We start from the raw sequence: 12,823 nt of genomic DNA, 5'->3' as shown, positions 1-12,823 counted from the left end.
CTGCAATTACTGATCGAACAGCGGCTTCACCGGGAACAGGTCATCGTATTGTGGCGCCTGTTTCTGTGCCTTGGCCTGGAAGGTTTTCATCATGTCTGTGGGACGGAACATGCCGGCCTGCCACGTGGCCATGTACTTCAGGCTGTCTTCCACGCTGTGGTCGCGGCTGTAATTGAGCATTTCCTTGCAACCGGTCACTGCCAGTGGTGAGTTGGCTGCAATCTGACCTGCTACCGACATGACCGCCGCCAGCATGGCTTGCTGATCCGGGTAAACCGAATTCACGAACCCCAGACGGTAGGCTTCCTCGGCGGCACATTTGCGCCCGGTGTAGGCGAGTTCCCGCACCACACCCTCGGGCATCAGTTTCGGCAGACGCTGCAGCGTGCCCACGTCCGCTGTCATGCCCAGCTCGGTTTCCTTGATGGTGAAGTAGGCATCCTCGGTGCAGTAACGGCTGTCTGCTGCGCAGACCAGATCCAGCGCACCGCCAATACAGCCACCGTGGATAGCCGCCAATACCGGAAGGCGAATCTGCTCCAGAGACGTCAGTGTGTCCTGCAGCTGCAGAACCACGCGACGCAGGTTTTCCGCCATGCGGCCCGGATCACCGCCCATGGGCACCGATTTCGGGTCACTGAACACACTCAGATCCATGCCCGCGGAGAAATGCTTACCGGTGGATGAGAGCACAATGACGCGGGCGTCAGTGTTGGCTTCAATGTCCTGCATGCAGCGGAGCAGTTCCAGCCAGAACGCCTTGTTCATGGTGTTCAGCGCGTCGGGGCGACTGAACTGCACATGGGCAATGTGGTTGGACACCTCAATGGAAAAACTCTCATAGGTTGCAAGTTCTGGCACGCGGCACTCCTTTTTACGCAGATCGGGTTCGGGTCAACGCCGATTAAACCATGTTCCCGGGTACAGCGCCCACCCCCGGCCCGTTGTGAGCGCGCTATTGGTGCCCGGGACCTTTGCCTGGCGGAAATTTCCACCAGGCAAAGAGCACGGCCAATCCGAACAGGGAGTATGCGACGATGAAAACCCAGGGTGGCGCTTCGTAGTACAGCAAACGCTGCAACCAGTACTGCACAAAACTGCCGGTGTAACCTGCCTCACCGGCCTCGGCACGCAGCCACATCTCCAGTGTGGTCAGGGGGCACAACACCCCCAGCCATGCCTGTAACACCACGACCCCGATCGCCAACAGGTGGAGGTAGCGAAACCCACGCCGGTTAACCCAATGCCAGTCCAGCCGATTGCCGACCAGAATCAGCACCAGCCCGGCAACCACGAACACCACGATCGCGACATGAAGGGCCAGCACCGCATCCGCCAGAATCTGATAAGGCATGGTTCGTATCCTGCTATGACCGCCCGGACGGCATCACCACCCACTCCGGATCCTCGAACTCCCCGAGTGGATGGATGTCCACAAACGGCGCGGCACTGCGGATGATCTCGGCAATGCGAGGGTTCTTCCCGGATTCCATCGCATCCCGCGCCGCCTTGCTCTCCCAGGTGGCGATGGCGATCAATGTGTGGGGGTCACCGATCTTCCGGTGCAGTTCCGTTCCACGGGCGCCCGGTGCCTGCTGTATCAACTCACTGGCCCGCACCCAGGCGTCGGCGTATTCCTCTGCGGTATGTCCCTCGCGGATACGAACTTCAAAAATAAATTTCATCATCCCTCCCCCCTGGAGTGTGCTGTCCAGCCACAGGTTGCGCTCAATCACCGGAGCCTGCTGGTTAATGCTTATGAGAAATACCTTTGCATTCCGCTCAGTCAGGAGTATGGTGACTCTCGTTGGAAAGATTTAGCAAAGCATTTCATCAATAAGACGCTTCTCTGTAGTTTATTCGTAGTGCAACGTCCTGTTTTTGACCACGCCAGTTTTTTGTTTCCCGCACAACGCTGATCTGACGTCATCGCGACGGTCAGGCGGCACACAAAATTTAGAATTCAGGATAGTTAAACTATGTCTACTGTTACCGGTACTGTTAAGTTCTTCAACGAATCAAAAGGTTTTGGCTTCATCACTCGTGAAGGCGGCCCCGACGTATTCGTTCACTACAGCGCTATTCAGGGCGGCGGTTTCAAGACTCTGGCTGAAGGCCAGCAGGTTGATTTCACCGTGACTCAGGGCCAGAAAGGTCCTCAGGCGGAAAATGTTGTTGGTCTGTAAATAACAGCCCACGCATTAAGAAAAGGCAGCTTCGGCTGCCTTTTTTCGTTTCCGTTACCCCGCTTTCCCAGCCAGCCTCGCCATTACTTGCCCAGCAGTTCCCCAACCGGTCGCAAATCGACAACGTGATCGCACAAGGATTTCACGATCATCAGAATCGGTGTCGCGACGATCAGCCCCACTGGGCCCCAGATCCAGCCCCAGAACAGCAAACCGATAAAGATGGATACGGTATTAAGGCTTGATACCTGGCTGGTCATCCAGGGCGTCATCAGATACCCCTGAATACTGGTGATCACCAGCGACACCAGCCCCACCACGAGCACCATGTCCACCGTTCCAAACTGCAGAAACGCTGCCAGACTGACACCAATAAACACGAGAAACGGGCCAAGGTAAGGGATTCCGCTGGCGATACCCGCCGCAACCCCCCACAAACCGGCTTCTTCCACACCGATGGCGAGGAAGGCAAGCCAGGTCGCTATACCCACAAACAAAGCTCCGACGAGCATCACAAACAGAAACTGCCGTACCTGGTGATGAAAATCGTTCATCAGCCGGGCCGCATTGCGCATTCGCTGGAAGGATGGTCCGGACAATCGAATGATCTTTCGGCGATAGAGTTTGCCGATGGAAAGCATGAAAAACACCAGAAACACAACGGAGAAAAGCTGCGAAAACAGCAGCAATGCCGCGGAGGAGCCACGCATCAGGTAGTTCCGCAAATTGAAGGAGTCATCCACGATACGGACCGGCGTTACACCAGGTTCGGAGTCTTCCTCGTCGTCCTGCTTGGTCGTCGACTCGATTTCCTTTACCGCTTTCTCCGCCTTTTCCAGCAGATCCTCTTCTCCGGCTACCGGTGTCTGGGCGCGTATTCGCTCGATTTGCTTCGCGGCCAGCGGGATCTTGTCCAGCATGGCCATGGCTTCACGCTGAAGCGGGACACTGGCCGCCGCGGCCAGCGCAATCAGCGACAGGATAACGATCCCCGCGCCAACGGCACGTGGAATCCGCAGCCGTCCGAAAGCGGATACCAGAGGGTCCAGCGCATACGACACCAGAACCGCCACAACTAGAGGCAACAGAATGGCCTCGGCCCAGTCGATGAAAAATACAGTGGCGATCGTGGCAAGCACAACCAGCGCCGCATCCCTCACCTTGACCGGACTTTTCCATACCGGTTCCGCCTGATCCGATTGCACGTTTCTATCCTTGTCTTGCATGAGCGTTATCCTTTTTGCTCTTACCACGCCAGCCAGATTACATGGCGGGCGCCCTTGCCCGGACGGTGCGCCCGCACGGTGACCGGATCAACCGAGAGCCCGGCGCGCTTCAGCCGTTCGGTAAAGGCCGGGTCCTGCCCTGCGGACCAATACGCCAGAATGCCATCCGGCCGCAACGCCGCATGGGCCGCTTCGATACCTGCCGTGGTGTACAGCCAGTCATTTTCCTTGCGGGTCAGCCCCTCCGGGCCGTTATCAATATCCAGGAGTATGGCATCAAAGGTACTGGCTGAATCCCGGATCAACTGCACCACATCACCCACATGTACCCGCGCTCGTGGATCATGCAATGGATAGCCGGCGGCCGATCCCAGAGGCCCGCGATTCCAGGCCTCCACTTCCGGAACCAGTTCGGCGACCGTCACCTCCGCGCTGTCACCCAGTGACTGCAGCGCCGCCGCCAGGGTAAACCCCATACCCAGACCACCAATCAATACCCGCGGCGCCGGGTGGTCCGCAAGACGCTCGCAAGCGAGTGTGGCCAGTGCATCCTCCGACCCATGCAGGCGACTGTTCATCAGTTCACCGGTGGTACCGGCGATCTTGATGGAAAACTCATCATTGCGCTGAAGCAGCCTCAACCGGGTTCCCTTGCCCGGGATGGTCGCGGTACCGAGTAGTTCAAAACGGGCCATAAAGTGTGTCATCCTAATGATTAGAGAGCGCCTATCATACTTCACGTCCCGGCTTCAGGAGTATGGCACCGCTGCAGCAGGCGGGCCAAAAGAGCGGCGTCTGACTTGAACAAAAACAATCTGATCTGGATAAGGCGAACTCTGTGACGGAATCCTCTTTGCGAATTGTGATTTTTGGCGCCGGCAGCATCGGCTGCTACCTTGGCGGCCGACTGCTGTCTGCAGGCGCCGATGTGGTGATGATCGGTCGGCCACGATTGCAGGAAACGCTCAAACAGGTCCCCCTGGTAGTCACCGACTATCAGGGCTTCAGCGCCCGCAGCCAACTCACCAACGACCAGTACCTCTGTGAGGCTGAAGCTGCCCGGGGCGCCGATCTGGTTCTGGTTACCGTAAAATCCGCCGCCACGGTTGAAGCGGGCAAACAACTGGCACCCTGGATTCCCGCCGGCACGCCGGTCGTCAGTCTGCAGAACGGCATTTCCAACGCCGAGCATTTGCAGGCGGCCATGCCGGAGGCCAACGTGCTGGCCGGCATGGTGCCCTTCAATGTGCTGCAACAGGAACCCGGTCATTTCCATCAGGGCACTGAGGGTCATCTGGTGGCCGAGCAACACTCGTCACTCGAAGCGTTTTTGCCCTGGTTTGAAACAGCGGGACTGCCGCTGGAGCTGAGATCGGATATCGAGTCGGTGATGTGGTCGAAACTGCTGCTGAACCTGAACAACCCGATCAATGCCCTGTCCGGCGTGCCTCTGCTGGAGGAATTGTCACAGCGGGGGTATCGCCGTTGCCTGGCCATGGCTCAACGAGAGACCATGCAGCTACTGAAGGAGGCGGAGATTCCCACCGTCAAACTGACCGGTCTACCCATGCGTCTTATTCCGCCGCTGATGTCTTCCCCGGACTGGCTGTTCACCCGGCTGGCGCAGAAAATGCTCACCATTGATCCGGTGGCACGGTCGTCCATGTGGGAAGACCTGCAAGCCGGCCGGCCGACGGAAGTGGACTGGATCAATGGCGAAGTCGTGAAGCTGGCAAACAAACTGGGGCGGCAAGCCCCGGTGAACCAGAAGCTGGTGGACCTTATCCATCAATGTGAAACACAAAGGCAGACATGGCGCGCGGACCAGCTGCTCTCGGCACTGCAACACCCCTGAAACGGAGTTGAGCCGGTATGTCCTCTGTCGTGATCTTCGCCATCTTCGCCCTGACCGTGATCGGTCTGAGCGTCTTTCGCTTGTTCTTTTACCGTCGATGGCGTCGTGATCGCGAGTTGAGAAAGGCGTTTCCGGACCATTGGCGAACGCTGTTAGGCGCGAACGTGCCGTTCTACTTGCAACTGCCCGAACCTGCCCGCCGCCATCTGGAACAGCGCGTGCAACTCTTCCTCGCCGAGAAAACATTCTATGGCTGTGACGGGTTTACGGTGGATGACAGAGTGCGGGTGACCATCGCCGGCCACGCCTGCCTGCTGATTCTGGCGCGCGCCTACTCCGATTTCGATGAGGTTCGCAGCATTCTGGTGTATCCCGGCAGTTACCGGGTTGAGCACGAAGAGGACGACGGCACGGTGGTGAGTGTGCGCGAAGAAATTCGTGCCGGCGAAGCTTCCGGCTATGGCCAGGTGGTGCTGGCCTGGGAGGAGTGTCTGGAGGGCGCAGTCCATCCCGAGGGCGACCACAATGTGATTCTCCACGAATTTGCCCATCAGCTGGATTACCTTGATGGCAGTGCCGATGGTGCCCCTCCGCTCAGCGGCGAGCAGGCCCGCTATTGGCAGCGCACCATGTCGCAGGCGTACGAAAATCTGCGCACTTCACTGGCGCACCACCATTCGTCCTGGCTGGATCCGTATGGCGCGACCGAGCCCGCCGAATTCTTCGCGGTGCTCACCGAAGCCTTCTACCAGCAGCCGCAACACCTCAAGAGTGAACAGCCGGAGGTTTACGCGGCATTGTGTGGTTTCTATCGCCTCGACCCGCTGCGGCCCGACCTCATGGAAGCCTCCGGAACACCGTAAAAATCGTGTAAACATCAACCAATCGTGCCTACGAATAGTAAAGTAAAGATCAAGGCATCATCGAACGGTACCGCCCCATGACCCGATACCTGCTATGGCTATCGCTGATCACGCTCAGCACCGTCGCCCAACACACACAGGGCGCCCTGCGTTGCGGCTCTTCGCTGGTCAGCGAGGGCGACTGGCCGCTGGAAGTGGAAGAGCGCTGTGGCACACCGGACTACGTGGCAGAATACCCCACGGCGACCCTTCCGGGGCTCGGCGTTGTGCAAACCGAGGAGCACTGGTACTACAACCGTGGGCCGCAACGGTTCGTGCAACGACTGGTGTTTCGCAATGGCAAACTGACCGGTGTCGAGAGCCTCGGGTATGGCTTCCATACCTCCGACAACGCCCGCTGCAGTTCACGGGCTTTACGACAGGCCTCGAATGAGTACGAGCTGGTGGCCCGCTGCGGCGAACCCATCTCGAAAAACATCGAATGGCGGTTTCCACAGCAGCATCGGCACGCCAACCGCTGGCAAAGTGCGCAACCGGTTCTGGTGCAGGAGTGGCTGTACGACTTATCGCGCAATCAGTTCCGGCAGGTGGTCACCCTGCGCAACGGCAAGGTCTCCAACGTGGAATCCCGTTCTGGCAGCCACTGAGTGCCGGGTCTGGCACCCCTTCAACGACCATCCCCCTTCACGCCCAGCCGGTCCAGATACAGGTGCAGTTCCTGCTCACTGAGATCTACATACTCCAGAACCCGGCCGTACAGCATCACGGTCGGCACATTGCGGCCATCCAGCTCCCGCTGGGTCTCCTGAAGCACATACAGAATGATGCGTTCGGTCCGGGTGAGGCCGTCCCGCACATCAGGCATGGCTTCCAGCAGGGTGTTCAGCTCGTCCGGACTCAAGGTGTGCTCAGTCTCAATTCAGATGGCTTCAGTCGCCGACGGTGTAGGAGAGTATGCGGGACAGGTGGCTGTAGGGCAGCCCGGTTTCCTCATGCCAGCGAGTAAACGCCTGTTGTGCCTGAACCAGCGCTTTCTTGCTGCCCGGGGTAGCATCCAGCAACTCTTCCCGCCGCAATCCGGCGACCACGTCAGGAGACAGTATAAAACCGTCCCAGCCCACCCGGCGCAAGAAATACTGAGCCGAGTTTCCGCCCAGACGCGCTCCGTTGCGTTTCAGCCAGAGCAGCAGGCCTACCTGATCTGCAGAGGGCCAGCTGGCCAGGAACTGACCAAAACTGCCGTGCTCGCGAGCGGTATCAACGATCAGCCGGGCATTTTCAGGCACTGTGCGGATTTTCTGCATATTACGGACAATGCGTTCATCCTGTGCGAGCGCCTCAAGCACTTCCGGCGGTACCTGCTGCCAGTAAAGCGGCACGAAGCCCTGAAACGCGGCTTCAAAGTCAGGCCACTTGCGCTCGATCACCCGCCAGACGAAACCGGCCTTGAAAATGCAGCGGGTTATCTCGGACAGGTAGCGGTCATCCCCCAGTAATTCCAGTTCACCGGGCTCAGCAACCTTGGGCAGCATGGCGCGCAGCGCCACTTCTCCACCTTTGCGAGCGGACGCCTGATCGTATATGCGGGAAAAAGACATAGAGTAGTTTCCGGAATTCTGGTTGTGGTTTGCTGAACGTGTGGTCCACTATAAAGGAAACCCCACGGATCAGGGAGACACGCATATGCCGCTTATCGGATGGGTATTCATTCTGCTGGCCATCGGCCTGGTGCTCGGCAGTCTGTTCATGCTGAGAGACAGCGCCGGGAAATTCCGCATCTCGGATGACAAGATGAAGAAGATCCAGGAACGCAAAGCCGAGCTGGAGGCCGAGGAAAGCGCCGAAGACAAGGAAAACTGAGCCGGTCAGTGGTGACCGTGCCCATGCATCCCGTTCTTTTCCTGCGGTTTCAGTGGTTTGCCATCGAGGGATCGCACAGTCAGCTCCACCTTCAGGCTGTCTGCACCGTCAAAACTCAGTGTCATCGGGACCGCCTCGCCCGCTTTCAGGGGGCCTTCGAGTTGCTCCAACATCAGGTGATAACCGTGGGGTTTGAGCTCAACGGTCTCCCCGCCAGGAATCGTCAGCCCGTTTTTCAGCGGCTGCATGCTCATGACCCCGTCGTTCATGATGCTTTGATGAATGGAGACATTGGCGGCCCTCGGTGTTTCAGCCGCGGTGAAGGTGATCTCGCTGTCACCGGTGTTGGTGAGGGTCATGTAGCCAACGCCCATGGGGGATCCCGGCGGCGTGGGGCGACTCCAGGGATTCTCAATGACCACCGTACCATGGCTGTGGTGATCGGCGGTGACAGCGGGAAGTGTTGTCATTACGGAACAGGCCAGTAGCAGGCCGACAGCCAGAGAGTTGCAACGTGTCATGGTAGCTCGCAGATAATGTGTCAGTTTGGGTAGCACCCGGATTTTGTCAGGGTTTTACCAAAGCTTCCACCAGAGCCCCAAGAAATCGGGAAGCCTCGCCACCAGTCGCAGCGCGGTGATCAAAGGTCACCGAAAGCGGCAAGATGCGCCGTACGGTCGCTGCCCCCTTGAAGGGCACCACTTTCTCCCGGATGGTGCCCGCGCCGACGATCGCTACCTGCGGCGGTGTCACAATCGGGTTGGCATACTGGCCGGTCATGGTGCCGAAATTGGACAGGGTAATGGTGGCCCCCTGCATTTCCCCGGGGGGAATCTTGCGGGTGGCCACCGCGTCGCGCAGGTTCTCGAGGCCTTGACGCAGATCTTTCAGGGACCGGTGGTTCACGTCCCGCAACACTGGCACAAACAGTCCATCCGGGGTATCCACGGCAATGCCTATGTGCACCTCATCCAGCAACTGCCGGCTGAGGTTATCGCCGTCAAACCAGCAGTTCATCGCCGGCGAGGTTTCACAGGCGTTGGCGATGGCCCGCACCAGGCGCATGGTGATGTCCGTCCCCTTTTTCCAGTCGCCAATGTCCACGTCCTCGTAGATGGACACAGGCACTACCTGCGCGTGGGATAACGCCATGTTCCTGGCCATGGTGCGGCGGGTGCCCCGCAGCGGTTCGGAATCCCCCAGCTGCTTCTGGTGACTGGCGTGCTTGTGCACGTCGTCGTTGGTGACCAGACCGCCCGGGCCGCTGCCCTTGAGCTGCTCCAGGCTCACGCCCAGACGCTCCGCCAGGGCGCGCACCCCCGGCGTTGCACGATTGGAGCGCGCGCGCTTGCTGGAAGGCGCGGCACCAACAATAAACTGGTCCTGACGGGAACCGGCTTCGGCCTTTTTCAGCTCACCTACCACGGTGCCGCCGTCATCGCCTTCGCCTTCGTAGGCCAGCAACGGCTCACCGGTGTGGATGATGTCGCCCGGTTCACCGTACAGCTTGGCGACGACACCCGCCTCCGGTGACGGCACCTCGACAATGGCCTTGGCGGTCTCCACGCTGACCAGCGCCTGGTCCACGGCCACGGTGTCGCCCACTTTGACATGCCATTCCACAATTTCCGCTTCAGGCAGGCCTTCGCCCAGATCCGGCAGTTTGAAGTTCTTCATAACGCGATCACCTGTTCCACGGCCTCCACAATGTCATCCACCTGGGGCAGATAGGCTTGCTCGTTGCGGTAGTACGGCATGATGGTGTCGTAACCGGTCACCCTCACCACCGGTGCCTGCAGGTCCAGAAACGCCGCTTCGGCAATGGACGCGGCAATCTCCGCCCCGACACCACCACTGCGACAAGCCTCATGGACGATCACAGCTCGGCCGGTTTTGGCCACCGAGCACAGCAGGGTTTCACGATCCAGTGGACTCACCGTGGCCACATCAATGACTTCGGCCGAGATGCCCTGCTCAGTGAGTTTGTCTGCCGCCTGCAGGGTTTCCATAATGGACGCACCCCAGCTGATCAGGGTGACGTCGTCGCCCTCCCGCAGTGTGAAACAGGTATCCAGGGGCAGCGCGTCACCGTTGTCAGTGACGCTCTGGGTTACCGCACGGTAGATACGCTTGGGCTCCAGGAACACCACCGGATCCGGGTTGCGAATCGCCGCCAGCAGCAGCCCATAGGCGCGCTGTGGCGAACTGGGAATCACCACGCGCAAGCCGGGCACATGGGCGAACAGCGCCTCGGTACTTTCCGAATGATGCTCCGGCGCGTGAATGCCGCCACCGAACGGCGCGCGATACACCAACGGGCAATGCAACCGGCCACGGGTGCGGTTGCGCATACGCGCAGCGTGGCTGACCATCTGCTCCATACCGGCGTAGATGAAGCCCATGAACTGGAATTCCGCCACCGGTTTCAGACCCTGGACGGCCATCCCGATGGTGGCACCGGCAATCAGGTTTTCCGCCAGCGGCGTGTCCATCACCCGCTTGTATCCGAAGCGCTCCTTGAGGCCCACCGTCGCCCGGAACACACCGCCGTTGGTGGCGATATCCTCACCCAGCACCACCACGCTTTCATCGTGGGCCATCTCCCAGGCCAGGGCCATGTTCACGGCCTCGACCAGAGTGATGTCCTTCACTTCGCTGGCACTGGACCGGGCAACGGCTTTCTGCGCAGACGCGTTCATGCAGCACCTCCCTGCCCGGTGCGGGCACGATACTTGTCAGCAATCCGTTCGCGTTGGGCCTGCAGCGCCATCGGCACAGTTTCAAACAGGTAGTCCACCATCGCGGTCGGTGGCTCAGGCTCGGTCGCCAGATAGGCCTCAACCGCCCTGTCGACCGCCTCTTTGCATTCGGATTGCAATCGTTTTTCTTGCTCCGGATCCCAGAGGCCGGTGTTGTGGAGGTAATTCTGCAGGCGTTTGAGGCCGTCTCTTTCCCAGGCCTTTTTCAGTTCCTCGGCACTGCGATACCGAGTGGCGTCATCGGCGGTGGTGTGATCCCCGAGCCGGTACGTCACCGCCTCGATGACCGACGCACCTTTACCGCCATGGGCACGCGCCAGTGCCTGATCCATGGTTTCGGTCACCGCAAAGTAATCGTTGCCATCCACCACATGCCCGGGCAGTCCGGCCCCGATCGCTTTCTGTGCAATGGTCTCGGCACTGCTCTGAACTGTGCGAGGGGTGGAAATCGCCCATTGGTTGTTGATCACCACGAACACCACCGGCAAATGCCAGGCCCCGGCCAGGTTGATGCTTTCCAGGAAATCCCCTTTCGACGTACCCCCATCCCCGACGCAGCAGACTACGGCACGGGCTTCACCGCGAATCCGGAAAGCGGAGGCCACACCCACCGCATGACAGCACTGGGTGGCAATGGGTACCGAGATGGGCAGGTCTTCGGGGCAGTGTTTCCAGGCACTGCCACGTTCATCGCCCCCCCAGTACAGCAGCAATTCCGTGAGGCTGACGCCACGCAGGATGTGCGTTGCCTGATCCCGGTAGTAAGGTACGAACACATCGGTACTGGCCAGGCTCTGGCCGATCGCGGTGCCAATCACCTCATGCCCGAGAACCGACGGGTAGGTCCCGCATTTGCCGGTGCGCTGCAAGGCGATGGTTTTGGTGTCAAAGGCGCGGGTCAGCACCATGTTGCGGTAGGCGGCCAGGGTACGTTCGGTCTGTTCGGCCTGAGGTGGTAGCTCGCCAAGTGGCTTGCCGTGATCATCCAGGTAACGGGTGCTGTCCACGTGAAATTCGTGGCGTTGTCTCATCCCATCCTCCTCTCCCCTGCCTTTTGGTGAAGGCGCTGACTGCGAAGAAAGCCTGCTTGTGGCGGGCCGGCCGGCAGTTCTGGGGTGGCTGTTTTGTTGGAACGCGGGTTTCGCGTTGCTGGGACTTGCGCAGAGGCCCCGAAGGCGCTCTGTTTAATATTTAGACGATGACCACGGATAGTTCAATACACCCGGGCGGGGAACCGCCTGCCAGAAGCTAACAACAGCTTAATGAAAAAGGAAAAATGGCCAGTCTAGAATAAAGCGACGTATCCCATCGTGAGGAGCACCACCATGAACGTGATGAACGTGTTGAACCAGATCATGCAACAGGCCTCAGGTAGTCCCTCTGGCGGCGGATCACAGAGCGGCATGGAACTGAACAAAGTGGTTCAGAACGTTGGCACACAGTTCCGCGGCGGACAAGGAGGCAGCCGCGGCGTGGACGTCAAGAGCCTGCTTGGCGGCGGTGCACTGGGCCTGATGCTGGGATCGAAACGCGGGCGCAAGATGGGTGGCACGGCACTGAAATACGGCGCTCTGGCGGGCGTGGGCGTGCTCGCCTGGAAGGCCTATCAGAACTACCAGGACAACGCCCGGGGCGGCCCGCAACCCATGGCCACTCACAACCAGGGACAGCCGATCGAACAACTGCAGGGGCAGGCCCAGGAGCGTCGTGGACTGGAAATACTGCAAGCCATGATCATGGCCGCACGGGCCGACGGCCACATTGATGCCAACGAGCGCACGATACTGACCCAGGAAATTGAAAAGCTGGGACCAGACGACGAACTGCATGCGTGGATTCAACAGCAATTTGATGCCCCGCTGGATGCCGCGGAACTGGCACGCAATGCCGACTCTCCCCAGGCAAGCCGTGAAATCTATCTGGTCAGCGCGATCATGATCGACAACCAGAACCCCATGGAACGGGCATGGCTGGATCAACTGGCAAACGCGTTAAAACTGGAACCGGAACTGGCCCGGCAGCTTGACCATCAAGTCCAGAGCGCCGCCTGACCGCGGCGCTGTTCAAGTCAGTC

General features: G+C 59.5%; 17 protein-coding genes. 6 read left to right on the top strand and 11 right to left on the bottom strand.

The annotated features are described in order from the left end of the window. Nucleotides 1–6: 6 nt before the first annotated feature. The 3 genes from MLC70_RS07185 to MLC70_RS07175 form a co-directional block, all read right to left on the bottom strand. Nucleotides 7–861 carry a crotonase/enoyl-CoA hydratase family protein gene (locus tag MLC70_RS07185; RefSeq protein ID WP_248182584.1) on the bottom strand — a complete coding sequence of 285 codons (855 nt, stop codon included), beginning with the start codon at nucleotides 859–861 and terminating at the stop codon, nucleotides 7–9. Between the two features lie 94 nt (nucleotides 862–955). Then, on the bottom strand, nucleotides 956–1,354 hold the full coding sequence (locus tag MLC70_RS07180) for a DUF2784 domain-containing protein (protein ID WP_248182582.1): 399 nt from the start codon (nucleotides 1,352–1,354) through the stop codon (nucleotides 956–958). A gap of 13 nt (nucleotides 1,355–1,367) precedes the next feature. Next, nucleotides 1,368–1,685 carry an antibiotic biosynthesis monooxygenase family protein gene (locus MLC70_RS07175; RefSeq protein ID WP_248182740.1) on the bottom strand — a complete coding sequence of 106 codons (318 nt, stop codon included), beginning with the start codon at nucleotides 1,683–1,685 and terminating at the stop codon, nucleotides 1,368–1,370. A 294-nt stretch (nucleotides 1,686–1,979) separates the two neighbouring features. Between MLC70_RS07175 and MLC70_RS07170 the strand changes: the two genes are divergently transcribed. Beyond that, a complete protein-coding gene (locus MLC70_RS07170; RefSeq protein ID WP_248182581.1) occupies nucleotides 1,980–2,186 on the top strand; it encodes a cold-shock protein in 207 nt (68 codons plus the stop codon). Nucleotides 2,187–2,269: 83 nt separating this feature from the next. Here MLC70_RS07170 and MLC70_RS07165 read toward each other — a convergent pair whose 3' ends face one another. Together MLC70_RS07165 and MLC70_RS07160 are read right to left on the bottom strand one after the other, a co-directional pair. Further along, nucleotides 2,270–3,412 carry an AI-2E family transporter gene (locus MLC70_RS07165; protein ID WP_248182579.1) on the bottom strand — a complete coding sequence of 381 codons (1,143 nt, stop codon included), beginning with the start codon at nucleotides 3,410–3,412 and terminating at the stop codon, nucleotides 2,270–2,272. A 20-nt stretch (nucleotides 3,413–3,432) separates the two neighbouring features. Continuing rightward, nucleotides 3,433–4,107, bottom strand: a complete 675-nt coding sequence (locus MLC70_RS07160; protein WP_248182578.1) for a spermidine synthase — start codon at nucleotides 4,105–4,107, stop codon at nucleotides 3,433–3,435. A 143-nt stretch (nucleotides 4,108–4,250) separates the two neighbouring features. Here MLC70_RS07160 and MLC70_RS07155 point away from each other — a divergent pair, with 143 nt between their 5' ends. The 3 genes from MLC70_RS07155 (at nucleotide 4,251) to MLC70_RS07145 (ending at nucleotide 6,777) form a co-directional block, all read left to right on the top strand. Beyond that, nucleotides 4,251–5,267 carry a 2-dehydropantoate 2-reductase gene (locus tag MLC70_RS07155; protein WP_248182577.1) on the top strand — a complete coding sequence of 339 codons (1,017 nt, stop codon included), beginning with the start codon at nucleotides 4,251–4,253 and terminating at the stop codon, nucleotides 5,265–5,267. Between the two features lie 17 nt (nucleotides 5,268–5,284). After that, on the top strand, nucleotides 5,285–6,130 hold the full coding sequence (locus tag MLC70_RS07150; protein WP_248182575.1) for a M90 family metallopeptidase: 846 nt from the start codon (nucleotides 5,285–5,287) through the stop codon (nucleotides 6,128–6,130). Between the two features lie 77 nt (nucleotides 6,131–6,207). Beyond that, on the top strand, nucleotides 6,208–6,777 hold the full coding sequence (locus MLC70_RS07145; RefSeq protein ID WP_248182574.1) for a DUF2845 domain-containing protein: 570 nt from the start codon (nucleotides 6,208–6,210) through the stop codon (nucleotides 6,775–6,777). 20 nt (nucleotides 6,778–6,797) lie between these two features. On the opposite strand, the gene MLC70_RS07140 is transcribed toward MLC70_RS07145, so the two are convergent. Both MLC70_RS07140 and MLC70_RS07135 read right to left on the bottom strand, forming a co-directional pair. Further along, nucleotides 6,798–6,995 carry a hypothetical protein gene (locus MLC70_RS07140; RefSeq protein WP_248182738.1) on the bottom strand — a complete coding sequence of 66 codons (198 nt, stop codon included), beginning with the start codon at nucleotides 6,993–6,995 and terminating at the stop codon, nucleotides 6,798–6,800. Nucleotides 6,996–7,059: 64 nt separating this feature from the next. Continuing rightward, nucleotides 7,060–7,728, bottom strand: a complete 669-nt coding sequence (locus MLC70_RS07135) for a DNA-3-methyladenine glycosylase I (protein ID WP_248182573.1) — start codon at nucleotides 7,726–7,728, stop codon at nucleotides 7,060–7,062. Between the two features lie 85 nt (nucleotides 7,729–7,813). Between MLC70_RS07135 and MLC70_RS07130 the strand changes: the two genes are divergently transcribed. Further along, complete coding sequence (locus MLC70_RS07130) at nucleotides 7,814–7,990, top strand: DUF2897 family protein (protein WP_248182571.1); 177 nt, start codon at nucleotides 7,814–7,816, stop codon at nucleotides 7,988–7,990. A gap of 5 nt (nucleotides 7,991–7,995) precedes the next feature. On the opposite strand, the gene MLC70_RS07125 is transcribed toward MLC70_RS07130, so the two are convergent. The 4 genes from MLC70_RS07125 to pdhA are packed head-to-tail and all read right to left on the bottom strand — an operon-like array spanning nucleotide 7,996 to nucleotide 11,780. Further along, entirely contained in the window at nucleotides 7,996–8,511 is a 516-nt protein-coding gene (locus tag MLC70_RS07125) for a copper chaperone PCu(A)C (protein ID WP_248182570.1), read from the bottom strand. Nucleotides 8,512–8,557: 46 nt separating this feature from the next. Beyond that, nucleotides 8,558–9,667, bottom strand: a complete 1,110-nt coding sequence (locus tag MLC70_RS07120; RefSeq protein WP_248182568.1) for a dihydrolipoamide acetyltransferase family protein — start codon at nucleotides 9,665–9,667, stop codon at nucleotides 8,558–8,560. After that, entirely contained in the window at nucleotides 9,664–10,689 is a 1,026-nt protein-coding gene (locus MLC70_RS07115; protein ID WP_248182567.1) for an alpha-ketoacid dehydrogenase subunit beta, read from the bottom strand. Before MLC70_RS07115 ends, MLC70_RS07120 begins: the two co-directional genes overlap by 4 nt. Further along, nucleotides 10,686–11,780: a pyruvate dehydrogenase (acetyl-transferring) E1 component subunit alpha gene (gene pdhA / locus MLC70_RS07110; protein WP_248182565.1), complete on the bottom strand. Its 1,095-nt coding sequence runs from the start codon at nucleotides 11,778–11,780 to the stop codon at nucleotides 10,686–10,688. The genes MLC70_RS07115 and pdhA overlap by 4 nt, the downstream gene beginning before the upstream one ends. A gap of 294 nt (nucleotides 11,781–12,074) precedes the next feature. Here pdhA and MLC70_RS07105 point away from each other — a divergent pair, with 294 nt between their 5' ends. After that, nucleotides 12,075–12,800: a tellurite resistance TerB family protein gene (locus MLC70_RS07105; protein ID WP_248182563.1), complete on the top strand. Its 726-nt coding sequence runs from the start codon at nucleotides 12,075–12,077 to the stop codon at nucleotides 12,798–12,800. Nucleotides 12,801–12,823: the final 23 nt, after the last annotated feature.

This window comes from Marinobacter goseongensis (genome assembly GCF_023156235.1).
Classification (GTDB): domain Bacteria; phylum Pseudomonadota; class Gammaproteobacteria; order Pseudomonadales; family Oleiphilaceae; genus Marinobacter; species Marinobacter goseongensis.
The sequence above is the reverse complement of the archived record's forward strand: the minus strand, read 5'-3'. Positions and strand labels throughout refer to the sequence as shown.

Coding starts and splice junctions, on each gene's coding strand:
- MLC70_RS07180 (WP_248182582.1), bottom strand. CDS start 1,354: ATGCCTTATCAGATTCTGGCGGATGCGGTGCTGGCCCTTCATGTCGCG.
- MLC70_RS07175 (WP_248182740.1), bottom strand. CDS start 1,685: ATGAAATTTATTTTTGAAGTTCGTATCCGCGAGGGACATACCGCAGAG.
- MLC70_RS07170 (WP_248182581.1), top strand. CDS start 1,980: ATGTCTACTGTTACCGGTACTGTTAAGTTCTTCAACGAATCAAAAGGT.
- MLC70_RS07165 (WP_248182579.1), bottom strand. CDS start 3,412: ATGCAAGACAAGGATAGAAACGTGCAATCGGATCAGGCGGAACCGGTA.
- MLC70_RS07160 (WP_248182578.1), bottom strand. CDS start 4,107: ATGGCCCGTTTTGAACTACTCGGTACCGCGACCATCCCGGGCAAGGGA.
- MLC70_RS07150 (WP_248182575.1), top strand. CDS start 5,285: ATGTCCTCTGTCGTGATCTTCGCCATCTTCGCCCTGACCGTGATCGGT.
- MLC70_RS07145 (WP_248182574.1), top strand. CDS start 6,208: ATGACCCGATACCTGCTATGGCTATCGCTGATCACGCTCAGCACCGTC.
- MLC70_RS07140 (WP_248182738.1), bottom strand. CDS start 6,995: ATGCCTGATGTGCGGGACGGCCTCACCCGGACCGAACGCATCATTCTG.
- MLC70_RS07135 (WP_248182573.1), bottom strand. CDS start 7,728: ATGTCTTTTTCCCGCATATACGATCAGGCGTCCGCTCGCAAAGGTGGA.
- MLC70_RS07130 (WP_248182571.1), top strand. CDS start 7,814: ATGCCGCTTATCGGATGGGTATTCATTCTGCTGGCCATCGGCCTGGTG.
- MLC70_RS07125 (WP_248182570.1), bottom strand. CDS start 8,511: ATGACACGTTGCAACTCTCTGGCTGTCGGCCTGCTACTGGCCTGTTCC.
- MLC70_RS07120 (WP_248182568.1), bottom strand. CDS start 9,667: ATGAAGAACTTCAAACTGCCGGATCTGGGCGAAGGCCTGCCTGAAGCG.
- MLC70_RS07115 (WP_248182567.1), bottom strand. CDS start 10,689: ATGAACGCGTCTGCGCAGAAAGCCGTTGCCCGGTCCAGTGCCAGCGAA.
- pdhA (WP_248182565.1), bottom strand. CDS start 11,780: ATGAGACAACGCCACGAATTTCACGTGGACAGCACCCGTTACCTGGAT.
- MLC70_RS07105 (WP_248182563.1), top strand. CDS start 12,075: ATGAACGTGATGAACGTGTTGAACCAGATCATGCAACAGGCCTCAGGT.